General features: G+C 64.0%; 17 protein-coding genes. 15 read left to right on the top strand and 2 right to left on the bottom strand.

Going from position 1 to position 20,212, the window contains the following annotated elements; all coding sequences use genetic code 11:
• The first annotated feature begins 202 nt into the window (after window positions 1–202).
• The 3 genes from AC1D1N_RS16950 to AC1D1N_RS16960 are packed head-to-tail and all read left to right on the top strand — an operon-like array spanning window position 203 to window position 4,826.
• A complete protein-coding gene (locus AC1D1N_RS16950; protein ID WP_477349823.1) occupies window positions 203–463 on the top strand; it encodes a hypothetical protein in 261 nt (86 codons plus the stop codon).
• Window positions 457–3,657: an efflux RND transporter permease subunit gene (locus tag AC1D1N_RS16955; protein ID WP_477349825.1), complete on the top strand. Its 3,201-nt coding sequence runs from the start codon at window positions 457–459 to the stop codon at window positions 3,655–3,657. The genes AC1D1N_RS16950 and AC1D1N_RS16955 overlap by 7 nt, the downstream gene beginning before the upstream one ends.
• A gap of 14 nt (window positions 3,658–3,671) precedes the next feature.
• Complete coding sequence (locus tag AC1D1N_RS16960; protein ID WP_477349827.1) at window positions 3,672–4,826, top strand: efflux RND transporter periplasmic adaptor subunit; 1,155 nt, start codon at window positions 3,672–3,674, stop codon at window positions 4,824–4,826.
• A 60-nt stretch (window positions 4,827–4,886) separates the two neighbouring features.
• On the opposite strand, the gene AC1D1N_RS16965 is transcribed toward AC1D1N_RS16960, so the two are convergent.
• Complete coding sequence (locus AC1D1N_RS16965; protein WP_477349829.1) at window positions 4,887–5,807, bottom strand: LysR substrate-binding domain-containing protein; 921 nt, start codon at window positions 5,805–5,807, stop codon at window positions 4,887–4,889.
• Window positions 5,808–5,907: 100 nt separating this feature from the next.
• On the opposite strand from AC1D1N_RS16965, the gene AC1D1N_RS16970 reads away from it, so the two are divergent.
• The 7 genes from AC1D1N_RS16970 (at window position 5,908) to AC1D1N_RS17000 (ending at window position 13,639) form a co-directional block, all read left to right on the top strand.
• Window positions 5,908–6,696, top strand: coding sequence for a HalD/BesD family halogenase (locus AC1D1N_RS16970; protein ID WP_477349831.1), 789 nt, complete (start codon window positions 5,908–5,910; stop codon window positions 6,694–6,696).
• Window positions 6,697–6,802: 106 nt separating this feature from the next.
• Window positions 6,803–7,495 carry a GntR family transcriptional regulator gene (locus AC1D1N_RS16975; protein ID WP_477349833.1) on the top strand — a complete coding sequence of 231 codons (693 nt, stop codon included), beginning with the start codon at window positions 6,803–6,805 and terminating at the stop codon, window positions 7,493–7,495.
• A 37-nt stretch (window positions 7,496–7,532) separates the two neighbouring features.
• Window positions 7,533–8,636: a mandelate racemase/muconate lactonizing enzyme family protein gene (locus AC1D1N_RS16980; protein ID WP_477349835.1), complete on the top strand. Its 1,104-nt coding sequence runs from the start codon at window positions 7,533–7,535 to the stop codon at window positions 8,634–8,636.
• A 1-nt stretch (window position 8,637) separates the two neighbouring features.
• Window positions 8,638–9,822 (top strand): mandelate racemase/muconate lactonizing enzyme family protein, encoded by a 1,185-nt coding sequence (locus tag AC1D1N_RS16985; RefSeq protein ID WP_477349837.1) that lies wholly within the window; start codon window positions 8,638–8,640, stop codon window positions 9,820–9,822.
• Between the two features lie 319 nt (window positions 9,823–10,141).
• Window positions 10,142–11,464 carry an NAD(P)H-dependent oxidoreductase gene (locus AC1D1N_RS16990; RefSeq protein ID WP_477349839.1) on the top strand — a complete coding sequence of 441 codons (1,323 nt, stop codon included), beginning with the start codon at window positions 10,142–10,144 and terminating at the stop codon, window positions 11,462–11,464.
• 19 nt (window positions 11,465–11,483) lie between these two features.
• Complete coding sequence (locus AC1D1N_RS16995; protein WP_477349841.1) at window positions 11,484–12,971, top strand: xylulokinase; 1,488 nt, start codon at window positions 11,484–11,486, stop codon at window positions 12,969–12,971.
• Window positions 12,972–13,045: 74 nt separating this feature from the next.
• Window positions 13,046–13,639, top strand: coding sequence for a hypothetical protein (locus tag AC1D1N_RS17000; protein ID WP_477349843.1), 594 nt, complete (start codon window positions 13,046–13,048; stop codon window positions 13,637–13,639).
• Between the two features lie 60 nt (window positions 13,640–13,699).
• Here AC1D1N_RS17000 and AC1D1N_RS17005 read toward each other — a convergent pair whose 3' ends face one another.
• Window positions 13,700–14,662, bottom strand: a complete 963-nt coding sequence (locus AC1D1N_RS17005) for a sugar-binding transcriptional regulator (protein WP_477349845.1) — start codon at window positions 14,660–14,662, stop codon at window positions 13,700–13,702.
• 282 nt (window positions 14,663–14,944) lie between these two features.
• On the opposite strand from AC1D1N_RS17005, the gene AC1D1N_RS17010 reads away from it, so the two are divergent.
• From AC1D1N_RS17010 to AC1D1N_RS17030, 5 genes are all read left to right on the top strand, one after another.
• On the top strand, window positions 14,945–15,928 hold the full coding sequence (locus AC1D1N_RS17010; RefSeq protein ID WP_477350100.1) for an ABC transporter permease: 984 nt from the start codon (window positions 14,945–14,947) through the stop codon (window positions 15,926–15,928).
• 112 nt (window positions 15,929–16,040) lie between these two features.
• Window positions 16,041–16,979, top strand: coding sequence for a sugar ABC transporter substrate-binding protein (locus AC1D1N_RS17015; protein ID WP_436258788.1), 939 nt, complete (start codon window positions 16,041–16,043; stop codon window positions 16,977–16,979).
• Window positions 16,980–17,008: 29 nt separating this feature from the next.
• On the top strand, window positions 17,009–18,517 hold the full coding sequence (locus AC1D1N_RS17020; RefSeq protein WP_477349847.1) for a sugar ABC transporter ATP-binding protein: 1,509 nt from the start codon (window positions 17,009–17,011) through the stop codon (window positions 18,515–18,517).
• Between the two features lie 90 nt (window positions 18,518–18,607).
• The gene (locus tag AC1D1N_RS17025) at window positions 18,608–19,393 is read left to right on the top strand and encodes an SDR family oxidoreductase (protein ID WP_477349849.1); all 786 of its coding nucleotides are present in this window, start codon (window positions 18,608–18,610) and stop codon (window positions 19,391–19,393) included.
• 9 nt (window positions 19,394–19,402) lie between these two features.
• Window positions 19,403–20,188, top strand: coding sequence for an SDR family oxidoreductase (locus AC1D1N_RS17030; RefSeq protein WP_477349851.1), 786 nt, complete (start codon window positions 19,403–19,405; stop codon window positions 20,186–20,188).
• Window positions 20,189–20,212: the final 24 nt, after the last annotated feature.

Raw genomic sequence — 20,212 nt, forward strand, 5'->3', positions numbered from 1 at the left:
GACTAGGGTGTTACCGGTCTGTAACTATCAGAATGTTACTTACTGGTAACACCTATGTAGCCTTCCGTCAATAACAAGGCCGTGAACTGGTCCTGCCAGATCACAAAGGGTGAAAATTGCGGTTCATGCGGCTCCGGCCGGTGAAGAGATGAAAACCGGTTCGCGATCATCCGATGCGAATCGCTGGAATGGAGACGCTCCAATGTCGCAGCGCAAGGATTTGACCATCGATGAAGCCATCCGGGATCCGATGATCCGGCTGGTGATGAAGGCCGACCGCGTCAACCCGCGCGCCTTCGAGGCGATGCTGAGGACAGTGGCCGATGAGCAGGGCCTCAGCGGTGCGGCGCCGTCTTCGTATTTTTTGCAGGCCCCGGGTTCGGCGCGCAGTCGGCGGCTGTCCCGGTCTGCCCATTCATTTAAAGAGGCCCATTCTTTTAAAGAGGCTTGCGTGTCGTGGTAAACTTTTTCATCCATCGTCCGATCTTCGCCTCGGCGATCGCCATCATCATGGTGCTCGCCGGGACGATTTGTTATTTCCTTTTGCCGGTCTCGCAGTTTCCCGACATCACGCCGCCGCAGGTGGTGGTCAGCGCCCATTATCCGGGCGCCAGCGCGCAAGTGGTCGCCGATACGGTGACGACGCCGCTGGAGCAGCAGATCAACGGCGTCGAAGGCATGACCTACATGTCGTCGTCGAGCTCCAATGACGGCTCCTCGACCATCACCATCACCTTCGATGTCGGCTATCCGCTGAGCACCGCGGCCGTCGACGTGCAGAACCGCGTCTCGCAAGCCGCCTCGTCGCTGCCGGCGATCGTCAACCAGGGTGGTGTGACGATCAAGAAGCAGAATCCGAATTTCGTCCTCATCGTCAACCTGACCTCGCCCGACAGTTCGGTCGACCCGGTGGCGCTGAGCAACCTTGCCTATTTGCAGGTGGTCGACCCGCTGAAGCGCCTGCCCGGCGTCGGCGATGTGCAGATCTTCGGCGAACGGCGCTATTCGATGCGCGTCTGGCTCGACCCCGACAAACTCGCCAATCTCGGCATCACCGCAGTCGACGTCCAGAATGCCATTTCGGAACAGAACGTCCAGGTGGCAGCCGGCAAGATCGGCCAGTCGCCGGCGCCCGCCGGCACCGCCTTCGAAATGCAGGTCAACGCCGTCGGCCGCCTGAGCGACCCGAAGGAATTCGGCGACATCGTCGTGCGCGCCAACACGGACACCGGTTCGCTGGTGCGGCTGCGCGACGTCGCCCGCATCGAGCTCGGTGCGTTGCAATATTCGTCGTCGGCCTTCTTCGGCAAAGACCCGACCGTGGTGCTCGCCGTCTACCAGATGCCGGGTTCCAACGCGCTCGATCTGCAACAGCGCGTCAAGGACAAGATGCAGGAGCTGTCGGCGCGTTTCCCCAAGGGCGTCTCCTACGCCATGCATTACGACACGACGCGCTTCGTGTCGGCCTCGATGCATGACGTGCTGATCACGCTCGGCGAAGCCCTGGTGCTTGTCGTGGCCGTTGTCTTCATCTTCCTGCAAAGCTGGCGCACGACGATCATCCCGACCATCGCCATTCCGGTGTCGCTGGTGGCGACGATGGTCGTCATGGAGATGATGGGCTTCTCGCTCAACATGCTCTCTCTGCTCGGCATGGTGCTGGCCATCGGCCTGGTCGTCGACGACGCCATCGTGGTGGTGGAAAACGTCGAACGACAATTGGAGGCGGGCCTCAAACCGCTGGCGGCGACGAAGGCCGCGATGGCCGAAGTCACCGGACCGATCATCGCCACCACGGCGGTGCTGATGGCGGTCTTTGTTCCGGTGGCCTTCATTCCCGGCGTCTCCGGCAAGCTCTACAACCAGTTCGCGCTGACGGTGGCGATTTCCGTCGGCATCTCGGCCTTCAACTCGCTGACGCTCAGCCCGGCGCTGAGTGCCGCCTTCCTGCGCCATCGCGGCGAGACGCAGTTCGCGCCGTTCCGCTGGTTCAATACGGGCTTCGACAAGCTCTCGCATCTCTACGCCCACGGCGTGCGCATCCTCATCCGGCTGCGCTGGATCATGCTCGGCCTGTTCGCGGCCGGACTGGTCGCCACCTACTTCGTCTGGCAGAAGCTGCCTTCGACCTTCCTTCCGGTCGAGGACCAGGGCTACTTCTTCGTCGTCATCCAGCTGCCCGACGGCGCTTCGCTGGAGCGCACCGACGCGGTGGCGCAAAAGGCGCGCGACATATTGCAAGCGACGCCTGGCGTCGACATTGTCGGCTCGATCAGCGGCCTGAACTTCCTCACCAGTGCAGCGCAGTCGAACTCGGCGGTCGAGTTCGCCATCCTGAAGCCATGGGAAGAGCGCGGCCCCGACCAGAGTGCGTCGAAGCTGGTCGCCGACGTGCGCGGCAAGCTGATGCAGATTCCGGAAGCCTTCGCGCTGTCTTTCGATCCGCCTTCGATCCCGGGTATCGGCACCACGGGCGGCTTCGAATTCGTCGTCGAAGACCTTACCGGCCGTGGCAGCATGGCCCTCAACGATGCGACGCAAGCCGTGATCGCCGAGGCGCGCAAGCAGCCGGAAATCAATCCGCAACAGCTGTTCTCGCCGTTCTCGACCTCGACGCCGCAGTTCAACTACGACCTCGACCGCAGCAAGGCCAAACTACTCGGCCTCAACCTGCCCGACGTCTTCAACACGCTGCAGATCTATCTCGGCTCGCTCTACGTCAACGACTTCAACCTGTTCGGCCGCACCTTCCGGGTGACCATCCAGGCCGACAAGGATGCGCGTGCGGGTGCGGCCGACATTTCGCGGCTCTATGTGCGCAATGCATCCGGTGGCATGGTGCCGCTCTCGACACTGGGCAAGCTGGTGCCGTTCGTCGGCCCGGAAACCGTGCCGCACTACAACAACAACGCCTCGGCCACGATCAATGGCGGCGCAGCCCCCGGCTTCTCGTCGGGCCAGGCGGTCGCCGCGATGGAGCGGGCCGCTGCCACCGCGCTGCCCAGGGATTTCGGTTTCGAATGGACCGGCATCACCTTCCAGGAGCTCAAGGCGGGATCGATCGCGTCGGTCGTGTTCGGCCTCGCCATCGTCTTCGTCTTCCTGATCCTGGCGATGCAGTATGAGAGCTGGGCGATGCCGTTCATGGTGCTGCTGGCGGTGCCACTGGCCCTGTTCGGCGCCTTCGCAGCCCTGTTCCTGCGCGGCATGCAGATCGACGTCTACTCGCAGATCGGCTTCGTCATGCTGATTGGCCTGGCGGCCAAGAACGCGATCCTGATCGTCGAGTTCGCAAGGCGGCGGCGTGAGGAAGGCCTGAGCATCGTCGACGCGGCGATGGAAGCCGCGCGGCTCAGGCTGCGGCCGATCCTGATGACGGCCTTCGCCTTCATCCTCGGCGTGCTGCCGCTGATGTTTGCGACGGGTGCGGGTGCAGCAAGCCGGCAGTCGATCGGCACCACCGTCTTCGGCGGCATGGTCGCCGCGACCATCCTGTCGCTGGTGTTCGTGCCGGTCTTCTACGCAGTCATCGAACGGCTGCGCGAAGGCCGCGAGCGCAGCGAACCCGCCGCACATGACCAGGACCACAGTGACCAGGACAACAATGAACCGACTGCCGACCCAGCGCTCGTGCGACTGGCCGAAGCGGCCGAATAGAATTGGAGACCAAAATGCGTAAATGGAAAATAGCATTGGGAACGGCCGTCGCCCTGGGGGCGATCTCGGTGGCAAGCGTTCACTTCCTCGACATGGCCAATCTCAGCCTCAATGCCGGCACGGCGGCAGCGACGCCGGCGCCGGCGGCATTCGTCATGCCGGTGCCGGTGGCGAGCGTGGTCAAAAAGACCATCCCGATCTATCTCGACTACGCCGCCCGCATCGAGGCGATCCACAGCGTCACGCTGCAGGCCCGCGTGCCCGGCTATCTCGAGGAGCAGACGGCTGAAGACGGCGCCGATGTGCGCCAGGGCGACCTGCTCTACAAGATCTCGCCAGACGACTTCCAGGCGGCTCTCGACCAGGCCAAGGCCGCAGTGCAGCGCGACCAGGCGAGCCTCGACTATGCGCGCTCCAATCTCGGCCGCGGTTCCGAACTCGCCAAGAGCGGTTATCTGGCCAAGGACGGGTTCGACCAGCGCACCAGCACGTTGCGCCAGGCCGAGGCGTCGCTTGCCGTCAACCAGGCGGCGGTGCGGACCGCCGAGCTCAATTTGAGCTATGCCGAAATCCACGCCCCGTTCGCCGGCCGCGTCGGCCGCAACCAGGCTTCCGTCGGCACGCTGGTCAGCGTTGCCGGCACGGTGCTGAACACGCTGGTGCAGCTCGACCCGATCTACGTCACCTTCAATCCGAGCGAGACGGACCTGGCCGAAATCGAGCAGGCCCGCGCGGCCGGCCCGATCGAGGTCGAGGTGCTGCTGCCCGGCGAGACCAAGGCCAGCCAGAAAGGCGAACTCACCTTCATCGACAACACGGTCGACCACTCGACCGGCACGATCACGGCGCGCGCCACCATCGGCAATGCGAAGTTCTCGCTGCTGCCGGGCCAGTATGTCCGCGTGCGGCTGCACATCAGGCAGCTGCCCGATGCACTGATGGTGCCGCAGGTGGCGCTGGGTTCGAGCCAGCTCGGCAAATATGTCTATGTCGTCGGCAAGGGCAACACGGTCGACCAGCGCATCGTCACGCTTGGCGCGAACAGCGGCGATCTGGTGGCCGTGCTGACCGGCGTTGCCGAAGGCGACCAGGTGATAACGGGCAATCTGCAGAAGATCGGACCAGGAATGCCGATCTCGCCATTGCCTCAGGAAAAACCGGCCAGCTGATAACCCCCATCGGCCCCGGTTCTGTGGCGCCCTCGGCACCCACGCCGAGGGCGCCGTTTTTTATGGAGCGCCGTGCGCTTTTCCTGGAATTACTCCGAGCAGCGCGACGAGGCCGGCAATGTCGGCGCGCTCGGCTTTCGCCGGCAGCATGAAGGCGCAATAGGGTTGCCCGAGCCGGACGGAAACCGAGGAGAGCGCTATCAGGCGGCCGGCTTCGAGATCGGCATCAGCCATTGTCCTCTGGCCAAGCGCTATCCCCAGCCCCAGCCTCGCCGCCGATATCGCCAGGCTGGAGAGGCCGACGCGGCGGCCATGCGAAGGGTCGGGAGCGCGATTGCCGCCCGCCGCCGCGAACCAGTCGGCCCAGCTTGGATGCGAGGCATAGTTCGGGCCCCAGTTGGTATGAATGAACTGGCTTTCATGCGCATCCGCGAGTTCGACAACTCCGTTGCCGTGGCGCTTGAGAAATTCGGGCGACGCGACCGGCAGCACCTCATCATGCACCAGCCGCACCATCCGCAGCGCCGGATAGTGATAGTCGCCATAGGAGATGCGCAGGTCGATGTTCTGGCGCACGACATCGACCGGATCGTCCTCGACGCGGATATCGATCGCCATTTGCGGGAAGCCGTAGAGCAGCTCCGCCAGTCGCGGCGCCAGCCACAATTCGGCCAGCGAGTACGGCACGCTGACGACCAGACGCGGCCGCACGCCGCCTTCCAGCATGCGCCGGCCGACCGCCGCGATGTCGCCCAGGGCGCGGGCCGTCTGCGGGTAGATGGCGTGGCCGGCATCGGTCAGCGTGATGCGGTTGCCGTTGCGCACGAAAAGCTGCTTGCCGAACCAGTTCTCGAGGTTGCGGATCTGCTGGCTGACCGCAGCCGAGGAGACGCCAAGTTCGGTGGCGGCAAGCGTGAAGGAGCCGGCCCGCGCGGCAACCTCGAAAGCTCGCACGGCGTTCAAGGGCGGGAGCTTCTCCATTTCGCTTCCTCAATATTTTCTTGCGCAAGCCTAAGTATTTTCCGCGTTGAGAGAAAGATTTTTTTGTCGTCTTCTGCTTTCGAAACCGGAGCATTTGACGATGAAAGACATTCTCGATCTCGACCGCTACCCGCTCGACCGTGAAGGCAGCCCCGAATGGAGGCGGCTGGTGGACACCTCTGTCGCGGCGCTGGAAGCCGACGGCATGTTCAATCTCGAAGGGTTTCTGCGCTCCGGCGTCGCCGAAAAAGCGGTCGGCGAGATACAGCCGGTGATGGCGGAGCGCTCGCATGTGCACAAGCGCATGCACAACATCTACTTCAAGCCGGACCTTCCCGAACTCGCTCCGGATCATCCGGCGCTGCGCAAGGTCGAGACCATCAGCCACACGGTCTGCGCCGACCAGATCCCCGGCAGCACGGTGCTTGCCATCTATGAGTACGAACCGCTGCTGCGCTTCCTGGCGGCGGCGATGGGCAAGAGCAAGCTGCATGTCATGCAGGACCCGCTGGCGCGCACCAATGTCATGGCCTACCGCGCCGGCGAGGCGCTGAACTGGCATTTCGACCGTTCGGAATTCACCACCACGCTTTTGCTGCAGGCACCTGAACGCGGCGGCGATTTCGAGTACCGCACCGATCTGCGGTCGGACGACAATCCCAACTATGACGGCGTCGCAAAACTGCTCGAAGGGCGCGACTCCGAGGCAAAAATCCTGCGACTGAAGCCGGGCACGCTGAACGTCTTCCGCGGCAAGAACACCGCACATCGCGTCACCACGGTCCAGGGCGAGCGCGAGCGGATGATCGCGGTGTTTTCCTATTATGAGAAGCCGGGTGTGATGTTCAGCCCAGAAGAGCGGGTCGGCTTCTACGGCCGCGCAGCATGAGGCCGAAAGGCTGACACGCCACCCGCTACAAGAATCCGGAAAAGGCCTCTTGTCGGATTGTCGACAATCTGCTTGTCTTGTTCCCGGCTCTCACTGGAGTGGCGACATGGCCAAGCTGGATTTCAGTCCGATCGCGGATACGACACGTCGGGCCGAGATCGTCGCGCTGCTCAGGCGCGCGATCCTGACCGGCCAGCTCGAACCCGGCCAAAAGCTCAACGAATTGAGGATCGCCGAACAGATGCGGGTCAGCCGCGCGCCGCTGCGCGAGGCGATGCGCGAGTTGGTGCAGGAAGGCATTCTCACCAGCATTCCCTATGCCGGCACGTTTGTGATCGATGTCACCGCCAAGGACATCGATGACGCCTATTCGTTGAACAAGGTGCTCGATGAATTCGCCATCGAACGCACCTGGAAGCTGCGCGACCAGCGCTTCTTCGACGAGCTCGACAGCCGCCACGAGGCGGTGAAGCAGGCGACGCGGGCGCTCGACACCACGCGCCAGATCGAAACCGCGCTGCAATTGCACGGGCTGATTTATGAATGGGCCGACAATTCGGTGCTGCTGGAAACCTGGCAGCGGCTGACCAGCCGGCTGCAAATGTACTTTGCCCTGCACCAGCGCGCCCGCAACGAGCCGGTGCCGGCGGAAGATGTCCACGAGACCTATGTGCGGCTGTTAAAGGGCGCCGACATGCGCGCCGCACAGCGCCATGCCCGTGAGCACATCGACCTCGATTTCGAAGAGCTGCTTGCCTATGCGCGCGGCCTCGAACAGCGGATATCGAAGGGCGCCTGACCCCTCCTCGCCACCAAGGGACAACGGACAGACAAACGTGCAGATCAAAACCATCAAGGCCTATCGAGTCGTGCAGCCCTTCGTGGACGGGCCTTACCGCATGTCCAAGGGGCGCGTCGCCGACTGCTTCGACGCGGTGATCGTCGCCATCACCTCCGACAGCGGCGTGACCGGCTGGGGCGAGATGGCGCCGCTTGGCAATTTCTATTCGGCCGCCTTTCCGGCCGGCACCCGCGCCGGCGTGGTCGAGATCGCGCCGCATCTGATCGGCCAGGATCCGCGTGGCTTGGCCAGCATCGGCCGGCTGATGGACACGGTGTTCAAGGGCCATCCCTACATCAAGTCGGCGCTCGATATGGCCTGCTGGGACCTGGCCGCCCGCGCCGCCGATGTGTCGCTGGTGACCATGCTCGGCGGCCGCGAGAGCGACATGGCGGAGACCTACCGCGTCGTCACCCACGGCACGCTCGATCAGATGGCGGCACTGGCCAAGAGGATCATCGCCGAGGGCTGTCGCCGCCTGCAGGTCAAGGTCGGCGGTAACGTGCATGACGACATCGAGCGCGTGACGGCCGTCGCTTCTGCCGTGCCGAAAGGCACGGTCATTTTCTGCGACGCCAATGCCGGCTGGACGCCCTACCAGGCACGGCAGTTCGCCGATGCCACGCGCGGCATCGACTACACATTCGAGCAGCCCTGCACGACGATCGAGGAGAACATGTCGGTGCGCCGCATGCTCGACAAGCCGATGGTGCTCGACGAGAGCGTCATTTCGCTCGAGGCTATGCTGGATATTCACCGCCTGGGCGCGGCCGACGGGCTGACGCTGAAGATCTCGCGGCTGGGCGGCGTGACCAGGACCCGGCAGATCCGCGACGTCGCCGTCGATCTGGGCTTCATGATCACCGTCGAGGATACGGGCGGCGCCGAGATCGATACCGCGGCGATGGCACATCTGTCGCTGTCGACGCCGGAAGAACGGCGGCTGCACGCCATTGCCTTCCACGAATGGGTGACGGTGCGCACAGCAAAAAACGCCCCGCCAGTCACCGGCAGTCATATGGGCATTCCCGACGGACCCGGCCTCGGCATCGATGTCGACCCGAGCCTGCTTGGCAAACCATTCTTCGAGATCGGCTGAGATGAAGATCAAGCGCGTCAAGGCGACGCCGATCAATTACCGGCTCGAAGCCCCTTATGTCTGGGTGTTCGGCGAACTCGACGGTTTCTCGCCGACCATCGTCGAGGTCGAGACCGAGGATGGGCTGGTCGGTATCGGCGAGGCGCCGACGCCGGCCGCCGCGGCCGTCATCAACGATGTGCTGGCGCCACGACTTGTCGGCCGCAACGCCTTCGATATTGCCGGGGCCGAGGAAGTCTGTCTGCCCTTCTGGAGCGGCGTGCAATCGATCAACGACCGCACCCGCATCATGGCCTTCGGCGCCATCGAGGTGGCGCTGTGGGACCTGCGCGGCAAGGCGTGGAAGCAGCCGCTCTACCAACTGCTCGGCGGCGCCGTGCGCAAGGACATCCCCTTCACCGACTATTTTTCGCTGCGCGGTGATGGCGCTGATGTGAAAGGTGAGAAGACGCCGGAGGAAGTCGCCGACTATTGCGTCGAACTCAACGAGCGCTTCGGCACCACCTTCTTCGAAGGCAAATTCTCGACCGCCGATCCGAAAATCTCGCTGAAGATGGTCGAACTGATCCGCAAGAAGCTCGGCGACGAGGTGATGATCCGCATCGATTCCAACCAGGCCTATTCGCTGGCCACCGCCAGACACCTGGCGCGGCCGCTGGAAGAGCTTGGCGTGCGCAACTGGGAGGATCCGGTGGCGAGCATCGAAGAGATGCGCGAATTGCGCCGTCATTGCTCCATCCCGTTCTCGACCCACAACATCGACATTGCCCGCGCCATGGAGTTGAAGGTGCCGGACGCCTTTGTCGGCAACCCGACGGCGCATGGCGGCATTGGCCGCATGCAGCGCTTCGTCGGCGCCTGCGAGCATGCCGGCATCGACTACTGGTGCTACAGCGGCGACACCGGCGTCGGCAGCGCCTGCTACCTGCATCTCTGCGCCGCACTCGGCTGGATCCGCGAGCCCAACCAGTCGCTGTTTCGCATGCAGTCGATGGACATTATCGAGGAAGGGCCGTTTTCGCCCAGGAACAATGTCGTGCCGGTGCCGGAGGGCCACGGCCTCGGCGTCACGCTGTCTCAGGACAGGCTTGCCGCCTGCCATCGCGACTTCGTGGAAGACGGGCCGTGCAACAAATACCACGACCCGGAAAAGCCCGGCACCTATCGCCGGCTGCCGTTGAACTAGGCGGTTTTCCGCTCGCAATTGCGTCAAAACAACGAGGAGTGATCACACAGAGACGGATACAACAAGAGAAGCCCGCAGCTGTGACAAGCGCGCGGGACGAGCGGGTAAAAAGCAGATGGCTCCGACGAACGTCCGGCAGGACAAAGGGGGGCGCTGTCCCACCAGCATCAGCAGGCTCTCATCACAACTATCGCTTCGCCTCCAACTTGAAATCCTCCCGCCTCAACCCTTTTCTCGGTTGAAATATTTTTCAAATGGAAATAGGAATGTTCAAAATGATGATTTGACGCTGCGGCGCGTCATGACTGGAGGAAGCGATATGGCCCATCCGCAATTTGCAGCGGAACTTCTGCAGCGCGCTGAAGCCCAAGGGCCAATCACCATCGGTCTCGCCGGCGCCGGTCAGATGGGCACCGACATCGTCGTCCAGGTGGCGTTGATGCCGGGCATGCGGATCGGTGCCATTTCCGAGGTTCGGCCACAGGCGGCGATCGATGCCGCCCTGCTTGCCGGCCATGATCGCTCCGACATCGTCCAGGCGGCCAATGCGTCGGCCATCGACCGCGCCATCGAGGCCGGCAAGATCGCTGTCACCGAAGATTTGCATGCGCTGGCCGCGGCCGGCCGTATCGACGTCATCATCGACGCCACCGGCAATCCCAACATCGGCACGCTGTTTGCGCTCGAAGTGATGAAGAACGGCAAGCATATCGTCATGCTCAACGTCGAGGCCGACATTACCATCGGCCGCTTCCTCAAGGAAGAAGCCCGCAAGGCCGGCGTCGTCTACACGGGTGCTGCCGGCGATGAGCCCGCCTGCACGCTGGAGATCATCGGCTTTGCCCGCAGCCTCGGCTTCAACATCATCGCCGCCGGCAAGGGCAAGAACAACCCGCTGAAGTTCGACGCCATGCCGGCCGACTACGCCAAGGAAGCAGCCGAGCGCAACATGAATGCGCGCATGCTGGTCGAGTTCGTCGACGGCTCCAAGACGGCGATCGAGATGGTGGCGATCGCCAACGCCACGGGGCTGGTGCCCGACGTGCCGGGCATGCACGGCCCGACGGCAACGCTGGAGGAGCTGGCCAGCGTGCTTTGCCCGCGCGAGGATGGCGGCGTGCTGCACCGCAAGGGTGTCGTCGACTATTCAATCGGCAAGGGCGTGGCGCCCGGCGTGTTCTGCGTCATCGAGACCAGGCATCCGCGCGTGATGGAGCGGATGATCGACCTCAAGGTCGGCAAAGGCCCCTATTTCACGATCTTCCGGCCCTATCATTTGACCAGCCTGGAAGTGCCGCTGTCGGCGGCGCGCGCCGTGGTCTACAGGCGCGCCGACATGGAGCCGCTCGACCATCCGGTGGCCGAGGCGGTGGCGGTGGCCAAGAGCGATCTCGGCGCCGGGCAATCGCTCGGCATGATCGGCGAGACCGACTATCGCGGCTTTGCCATGACCTGGGAGGACGCGCGCGCCAAGGGTGCGCTGCCGCTCGGGCTTGCCGAACGCGCCAAGGTGGTCAAGCCGATCAGAAAAGGCGACTTCCTCACCTATGAAAATTGTGTACCCGACGATTCGATGGTGATAACGCAGATCCGCCGTCGTCTCGACCAGTCGGACGGACGGTTCGTGACCAACGCTGCCTGAACCTTCGGGAATAGCTGTGATGGACGATGTCGTTATCGGGATCGACGCCTCGACGACGGCCGTGAAGGCGATTGCTTTCACCCGCGATGGCGCCGAGCTTTTCCAGGCGCGCGAAACCTATCCGCTTTCAAATCCGAAGCCCGGCCATTTCGAACAGGATGCCGAACATTGGTGTGCAGCCCTCATCAGTGCGTTGCAGCAGGTTGCCGACAAGGTCGGCGCCGCGCGCGTGGCGGCAATCGCCATCGCCCATCAGCGCGAGAGCTTCACCCTGATCGATCAGGCCGGCAAGCCGCTCATTCCGGCGATCCTGTGGCTGGACGAGCGCGCCCGGCCGCAGGTCGCCCGGCTGTCTGCCGAACTCGGCCGCGAAGCGATCCGCGACTGGAGCGGCAAGCCGCCCGACCCAACGCCGGCGCTGTACGCCATCGCCTGGCTTGCCGAGCACCAGCCGCAGGTGCTGGCCGAGGCTGCGGCCCTCGTCGATGTTCACGGCTTCTTCGTCCACCGTCTCACCGGCCGTCTCGTGACCAGCACGGCAAGCGCCGATCCGCTCGGCCTGCTCGATGTCGCGACAGGCGAATGGCACGCTGACCTCGTCGCGGCTGCGGGACTCAGGCCCGAGCAGTTGCCGGCGCTGATTGGTCCCGGTGAAATTTGCGGCGGACTCGCCGAAAGCATTGCGCAGCTGACTGGCCTGAAGGCCGGTACGCCAATCGTCGCCGGCGCCGGCGACGGCCAGGCGATGGGCCTCGGCATGGGTGTCTATGGCGCCGGCAAGAGCTATCTCTCGCTCGGTTCCGGCGTCGTCAGCGGCTGCTATTCCGGCACGGTCACCACATCGGACGCGTTTCGCACGCTGGTCTCGCCGACCGGCTCCGGCTTCATGCTGGAGACCGTGCTGCGCTCGGGCATGCAACTGGTCGACTGGATCGTGCGCACCACAGGCGCTTCTTCCGCGGCAGAACTGGAGAAGCTTGCGGTCGATATCGCGGCCGGCAGCGACGGGCTGCTGGTCATGCCCTATTGGGCCGGCGTGATGAGCCCCTATTGGGATGGCGCGGCGCGAGGCGCTGTCGTCGGCCTGTCGCTCAACCATGAGCCAAGGCATCTCTTCCGCGCGACGTTGGAAGGCATCGCTTTCGAGCAAGCCATCGCAAGTGAGGCGATGGAAGGCGAGAGCGGCGGCACACCGGCGGAAATGATTGCCGCCGGCGGCGGCACCAATTCGGGGCTGCTGATGCAAATCATGGCCAGCGTGCTCGAGCGGCCGCTTCTCGTGTCGCCGGTCAACGAGGCGGCCGCACTTGGCGCGGCCATGCTGGCGGCTTCGGCGATCGGCTGGTTTGCCTCACCGGAAGACGCGGCCAAGGCGATGGCGGCGGCGCCCGCCAGACGTGTCGATCCGGACATGGCGCTGTTGGCGGCTTACCGGGCGCGCAGGGCGATCTATCGCGACCTTTATCACGCGACGCGCGATATTCATGCGCGGCTTGGCGCGATTTGAGGTCGACCTGTCGCTTCCGGCCTGAAGCTACCGGATTTGCGTCTTGTCTGGCCAGTGCTAAGCTCAGCGGGCTCATGAAAGTAGCGTTCCACCTCGCGGCCCTGCCCTGGATCGTCGCTGTTGCGACAGCTCCAACGGCAGCGCGCGCGCAAGACGAACTGTCTCTTGAGGTCTCCGTCGACCTGGACAATGACGGCCGTACGGATCGGGCTGTCCTCGCGCAAGATACCAACAGCGGGCAAGCGGACCTCTCGATCTATCTTGCCGCCGGTGACGGTAGGCTCGACCCTTCGCGCAAGCCGAGCCTCGTCAAGAAGGCGCTGACGGAGGACCGGATTCTTGCGCTCGAAAGGAAAGGCAAGGGATCGCTTGTCATCACCTCCTGCTTCGGCTGCGGCGCCAGCAAATCGACGGAAGAGACGCTGACCGTCGTTTATCGCCGCGGCAAGTTCCTGGTCGGCGGCTACAGCCGCAGCTGGGACTGGGGCGAGCAGAAAGCCGACGGGACCGTCGAGACCACGCTCGGCGGCTGCGACATCAACTATCTCACCGGCAAGGCCACCGTCGCCAAGGACCTGGAGGCCGGCCGGCCGATCAAGGGCAAGTTCAAACCGGTGCCCTTGAAGGACTGGTCCTACGAGAAGCGCCCCAAGGCTTGCGAATTCTGAAAAGACTTTTTTCTCAGGTTCCTGACGGAAAATCGCTGCCACTGTTCCGGGCATCGAGGATCAGCGATTGAGCAGGCCCTTGGCGGCGTCCTCGTCGGTGATCAGCACCGCGATCTTGGTGTTGGCCAGCGCGGCGCGCATGATGGCCACCTTTTCCTGCCCCCCCGAGACCAGGATGATGTTCGGGATGTCCGACAGTTCCTGCAGCGGATAGGCGCAGACGCGGCGGTTGACCTCATGGTCGACCGGGCGGCCCTCGGCGTCGATGAAGTGACAGAGGATGTCACCGACAGCACCCGCCGCCTGCAATTCCTCGAGCTCGCTCGGCTTGATGAAACCGTAATTGGCGATCGGGCTGTCGTTGGAGAACGAGCCGACGCTGAGCACAGCGATGTTGGCCCGGCGCGCCCGGAAGACGACATCCTGGACACTGCGCTGGCTCATGAAGGCATCGCGCTGCTCGGGCTTGTCGGCATAGACCGGCACCGGCAGCAGGAAACATTCAGCGCCGATCTTCTCGGCGAATTCCCAGGCGCTTTCGGTCGGGTTGAGCGGCTGTGCATGGGTGAGGCCGCCGAGCATCGAGACGACGGTGGTTCTGGCAATCGGTCGCCTCGGCAACTCGTTGATGGCGAATTTTAGCGTGCGGCCCCAGCCCAGAGCAATGACGTCGCCGGCATTGACGTTGTCGGCGAGATAGGCGGCAGCGGCGTGGCCGATCATTAGCGGCGCGTTGCTGCGGTCGGCGGCCGACGGCACCACGACGGCCTGGCTGAGCCCGAAACGCTGCTTCAGGCTTTCCTCAAGCTGCACGCATTCGACGACACTGTCGCGAATGCGGAACTGGACAATGCCCTCCTCGCGGGCGGCGGAGAGGATGCGATGCACCTTGATGCGGCCGACGCCGAGGATCTCGGATATCCGCTCCTGCGTCAGGCCTTCGACATAGTAATGCCAGGCGGCACGGGCCTTCAGCTCGGCATCGGGGAAGCGCGAGGCCTTCTCGTTTTCGACGGTTGCCATCTTTTTGCCCTCCCACGGCAGATTCGGAATCTTTTCCGCAGAGCGCCGCCCCTGGCCTTCCCTAGGACAAACCCCCAGGTGGCGCAAACCGTCTGCATGGCGCGACGGCACTTGACAATTTTCTAACGAACAGTTTAGCTGAACAAAATTGCATATCAAAGATAAATTGTTCACAGGGAGGTGCCTGGTGAACAAGAGCGGACGGCAGGCCATCGCCGTTTCGCTGACGGAGGAGACGAAGTGGCCGTGAGCAATGATGCAAGCGACTCGAAAGCTGGCGAGTTGAAAGCCGTGCCCGGCGCTCAAGGCGCGACGGGTACAAAGCTTTCGGCGCTGTTCGCCGGAACCATGGGACCGTTGATCGGACTCGCACTGCTTTGCCTGGCGTTGACGCTAACCACCGACACATTCCTCACCGTTCGCAACATCCTCAATGTGCTTGACCAGATCACCGTGCTCGGCATCATGGCGATCGGCATGACACTGGTCATCCTGATCGGCGGCATCGATCTCTCGGTCGGCTCGGTGCTGGCGCTGGCCGCCATGGTGATGGGCTTCGTCGCCCACCCCGACTATCTCAATCTCGGCCTTGCGGCCGGCGTCATCGCCGGACTGGTCGTCGCCGGCCTTTGCGGACTGGTGTCGGGCCTGCTGGTGACCGTCACCCGGCTGCCGCCCTTCATCGCCACACTGGCGATGATGTCGGTGGCGCGCGGTCTTGCCAACATGATCACCGACGGCTCGCAGATCGTCGGCTTTCCCGACTGGTTCACCAACCTGTCGATCATCCGCCATTTCGGCTTCCTGTCCGTCACCGTCGGGCTGATGATGGTGCTGGCGATCATCTTCGCCATCTTCCTCAACTACCGCGCCACCGGCCGCAGCCTTTACGCTATCGGCGGCAGCGCCGAGGTGGCGCGGCTCTCCGGCATTCCGGTGAAGTCGCTGACCAACTGGGTCTACGCGATCTGCGGTGTGCTCGCCGGGCTCGCCGGCATCGTGCTGGCGGCGCGGCTGGATTCGGTGCAGCCCAGTTCCGGCCTCGGCTATGAGCTCGACACCATCGCGGCGGTGGTGATCGGCGGCGCCAGCCTGTCGGGCGGCGTCGGCTCGATCGGCGGCACCGCGGTCGGCGTTCTCATCATCGGCGTGCTGCGCAACGGGCTCAATTTGCTCGGTGTCTCGCCCTTCATCCAGCAGGTGGTGATCGGCGTGGTGATCGCGCTGGCGGTCGCGACCGACACCTGGCGTCGGCGAGCTCAATGAGGAATTCGCCCGGAGCGTCCGGGCGATAGACGGATCGGTCGATCCGAAACTGGGATGTTCCAAGGGGCGCGATGCGCTGGCGGGACAGTTTGACTATCAACGGAGGAAACACATGCTGACCAAACGTTCACTGCTGCTTGCCGCGGCCGCAATCATTCCGCTGCTCGGCCTGACTGAAATGGCCTCGGCCAAAGAGGCCAAGAAACTCGGCCTCGCTGTCGCCAATCTGCAGGCCGACTTCTTCAACCAGATCAAACAATCGGTCGAAGCCTACGGCAAGGAAAAGGGCATCGAGATCGTCACCGTCGACGCCAAGGGCGATTCGGCAACGCAGGTCAGCCAGGTGCAGGATTTGATCACGCAGAACATCGACGCGCTGATCTACATCCCGGCCGGCGCCACCGCCGCCACCGTGCCGACCAAGACCGCCAAGGCCGCCGGCATCCCGGTGATCAATGTCGACCGCAACGCCGACGGCGCGCCGGGCGACACCTTCATTGCCACCAACAGCGTCGCCTCGGCGCAGGCCGTGTGCGACTACATTGCCAAGCAGGCCGGCGGCAAGGGCGAGCTGATCATCATCCATGGCCAGAAGGGCACGACGCCCGAGGTCGACCGCTCGAAGGGCTGCGGCGAAGCGCTCAAGGCCTATCCCGACATCAAGGTGGTCGGCGAATTGTGGAGCGAAGGCTGGCACCAGGACGAAGGTTTCAAGCTGACGCAAGACCTGCTGCAGTCGCATCCCGATGTCTCCATCGTCATCGGCCAGGCCGATGCGCTGGCGCTGGGCGCGGCACAGGCGGTCAAGGTCGCCAATCCCGGCCACAAGGTCTGGGTTGCCGGCTTCGACGGCGACGTGGCGGCGCTGAAGGCGCTTAAGGACGGCGTGTTCGACGTCACCGCGACGCAGCAGACGCAAGGCATGGGCAGGCTCGCTGTCGATGCGGCGATCAAGCTGGTGGCCGGCGAAAGCATTCCGGCCGAACAGCTGCAGGACGCGACGCTGACCACCAAGGACAATGTCGAGCAGTTCATCGCCAAGCACCCGTAACAGCTCGCACCGCGTAAGAGAGCGCCACGATGTCCACAGAGCCTCGCCACAGCGAAAGCCCGCATAACGGACTCTTCGTCAACGGCCTCTGCAAGAGCTACGGACCGGTCCAGGTCCTGGCCGATGCGAGCTTCGAGGTGCGGCCGGGCGAGGTCGTGGCGCTGCTCGGCGAAAACGGCGCCGGCAAGTCGACGGTGTCCAATATCATCGCCGGCTCGATCAGACCCGATGCCGGCACCATCATCTGGCGGGGGAAGCCCTACTCCCCCGCCTCGCCTGCCGCGGCAATCGACGCCGGCGTCGGCATGATCCACCAGGAACTGAAGCTGCTGCCGGACCTGTCGGTGGCGGAAAACGTCTATGTCGGGCGCCTGCCGATGCGCGGCGGCCGCATCGACCGTGCTGAGATGAACGCCAAGGCCTCGGCACAGTTGAAGCGGCTCGGCCTCGATGTCTCGCCGGAACGCAAGGTGCGCACGCTGCGCATCGCCGCCCAGCAGCAGGTCGAGATCGCCAAGGCGCTGACGCTGAACGCCGAACTGCTGATCTTCGACGAGCCGACGGCAGCGCTTGGCGGCGAAGAGACGGAACTGTTGTTCCAGCAGATCCGCAAGTTGAAAGCCGAAGGCATGTCCTTCATCTATATCAGCCACCGTCTCGACGAGATCGCGCAGATTGCCGACCGCGTTGTGGTGATGCGCGACGGACGCATCGTCGCCCGCCACGAACGCGCCGACATCCCTGTGCGCACCGTGGTCGAGCAGATGGTCGGCCGCTCGGTCGAGCGGATGTTTCCGCATCTGTCGCCGCCGCGCGAGGAGACGCTGCTCGAGGTCGAGAACCTGTCCTCGCCGGAGAAGAGTTTCAACAATGTCTCCTTCTCGGTCAAAGCCGGCGAAATCCTCGGCATAGCCGGGCTGATCGGCGCCGGCCGCACCGAGCTGGTGCGGGCGATCGCCGGCGCCGATCCGATCTCGTCGGGCGCGGTGCGGGTTGCCGGTAAACCGGTGCATCTCAGCGGGCCGGCGGCGGCGATCAAGGCTGGCGTCGTGCTGGTGCCGGAAGACCGCAAGGCGCAAGGCGTGGTGCTCGACCAGACGATCGGCGAGAACCTGGCGTTCGGCAATTTCGACCATGTCGCGCCGAAGGGTTGGGTGTTTCCGAAGGCGGTGCAGAAATTCGCCGAGGCCGGCATCTCGCGGCTCGGGGTGAAGGGCAAGCCGAACCAGGCGGTGAGCAAACTTTCCGGCGGCAACCAGCAGAAGGTGATCATCGCCAAATGGGTGTCGCGGCCACCAAAGGTGTTCATCCTCGATGAGCCGACGCGCGGCATAGATGTCGGCGCGCGCGCGGCGATCTACGACGTGATCGCCAACCTCGCCCGCTCCGGCATGGCGGTGGTGGTGGTGAGCTCCGACCTCGAGGAAGTGCTGGGACTGTCGCACCGCGTGCTGGTGCTGAGCCGCGGCCGCCAGCGCGGCATTCTCGACCGCAGCGACGCCAGCAATGTCGCGGTGATGGAACTCGCCACGAGCTAGAATAACGCGCAGCAGGTGATATCCTCCCAAGGATCGACCGCGCGGGGCGCCAGCAAGGACTGGCGCCCCTTCATTTCAGACGGCCGGTGGTTGGAGCAGAGGGACCGACGAATGAAACTATTCGATCTTCACGGGGACGTGGCGCTGGTGACCGGAGCCGGCAGCGGCATCGGGCAAGCGATCGCAATTGGTCTGGCCGAAGCCGGCGCCGATGTCGTCTGTTTCGGTCACACATCCAAGGGCGGACTCGACGAGACGGCACACAAGATTTCAGCACTTGGCCGCAAGGCGCTGGTGCTGACCGGCACTGTGACGTCGGAGGAAGACCTGGCGTTGGCGGTCGCGCGCACGGAGAGAGAACTCGGCGCGCTGACCATTGCCGTCAACAATGCCGGCATCGCCGGAGCCGAACCGGCCGAAACGCTGCCGCTGCAGACATGGCAGAAGATCTACGACGTCAATGTCAGCGGCGTGTTCCTGTCCTGCCAGGCCGAGGCGCGCGCCATGCTGGCGCGGCGCAAGGGCTCGATCGTCAACATCGCCTCGATGTCGGGTTCGATTGTCAATCGCGGCCTGACCCAGGCGCATTACAATTCGTCGAAGGCTGCCGTCATCCACATGTCGAAGAGCCTCGCCATGGAGTGGGCCGATCGCGGCCTGCGCGTCAATGTGGTGAGCCCAGGCTACACGCTGACGCCGATGAACAAGCGGCCAGAGGTCGCCGAACAAATCAAGATCTTCAAGCGCGATACGCCGATGGGGCGCATGGCGACCCCGGAAGAGATGGTCGGCCCGACCGTGTTCCTGGCCAGCCGCGCCGCGAGTTTTGTCACCGGCATCGACCTGATCGTCGATGGCGGTTTTGTCTGCTGGTAGGAGAACCAAGTGCCGAAGCGTTTTGAAGGCAAGACGGCTGTCATCACCGGGGCCAGCGGCGGCATCGGCGCGGCAATGGCGAAGCGCTTGGCCGAGGAAGGTGCTGCGGTCGTGGTCAGCGCCATCGATGCCCGGGTCGAAGAGGTTGCCGCCAGCCTGAAAGCCGCGGGCGCCAAGGTCGCATCGATGCGCATGGACGTGACCAGGAAGGATGAGGTCATCGCGCTCTACGATCTCGCCGAGAAGGAGTTCGGCCGCGTCGACATTTCGGTGCAGAATGCCTCGGTCATCACCATCGCCCGGATCGAGGCGATGACCGAGGCCGAGTGGGACAAGGTGATGGCAGTCAACACCAAGGGCGTGTTCCTGTGCTGCCAGGAAGCGATCGCCCGCATCCGCAAGCATGGCGATGGCGGCCGGCTGATCAACACGGCATCAGGCCAGGCACGGCAAGGCTTCATCTACACGCCGCATTATGCGGCGTCGAAGTTCGGCGTCGTCGGCATCACCCAGAGCCTGGCCAAGGAAGTGGCCAAGGAAAAGATTACCGTCAACGCGATCTGCCCCGGCATCATCGACACCGACATGTGGGCCTATAACGACGCCGCATGGGGCAAGCTTATGGGAGATTACAAGCCCGGAGAGTTGATGGCCGAGTGGGTGAAGAATATCCCGATGGGCCGCGCCGGCAGCGGCGAGGATGTCTCCGGCCTGGTCAGCTTCCTCGCCAGCAACGACGCCACCTACATCACCGGCCAGACGATCAATGTCGATGGCGGCCTGATCATGTCGTGAAGTCAGCTCTGGCGGTTGGCAATC

This window comes from Mesorhizobium sp. P2_B5 (assembly GCF_056404775.1).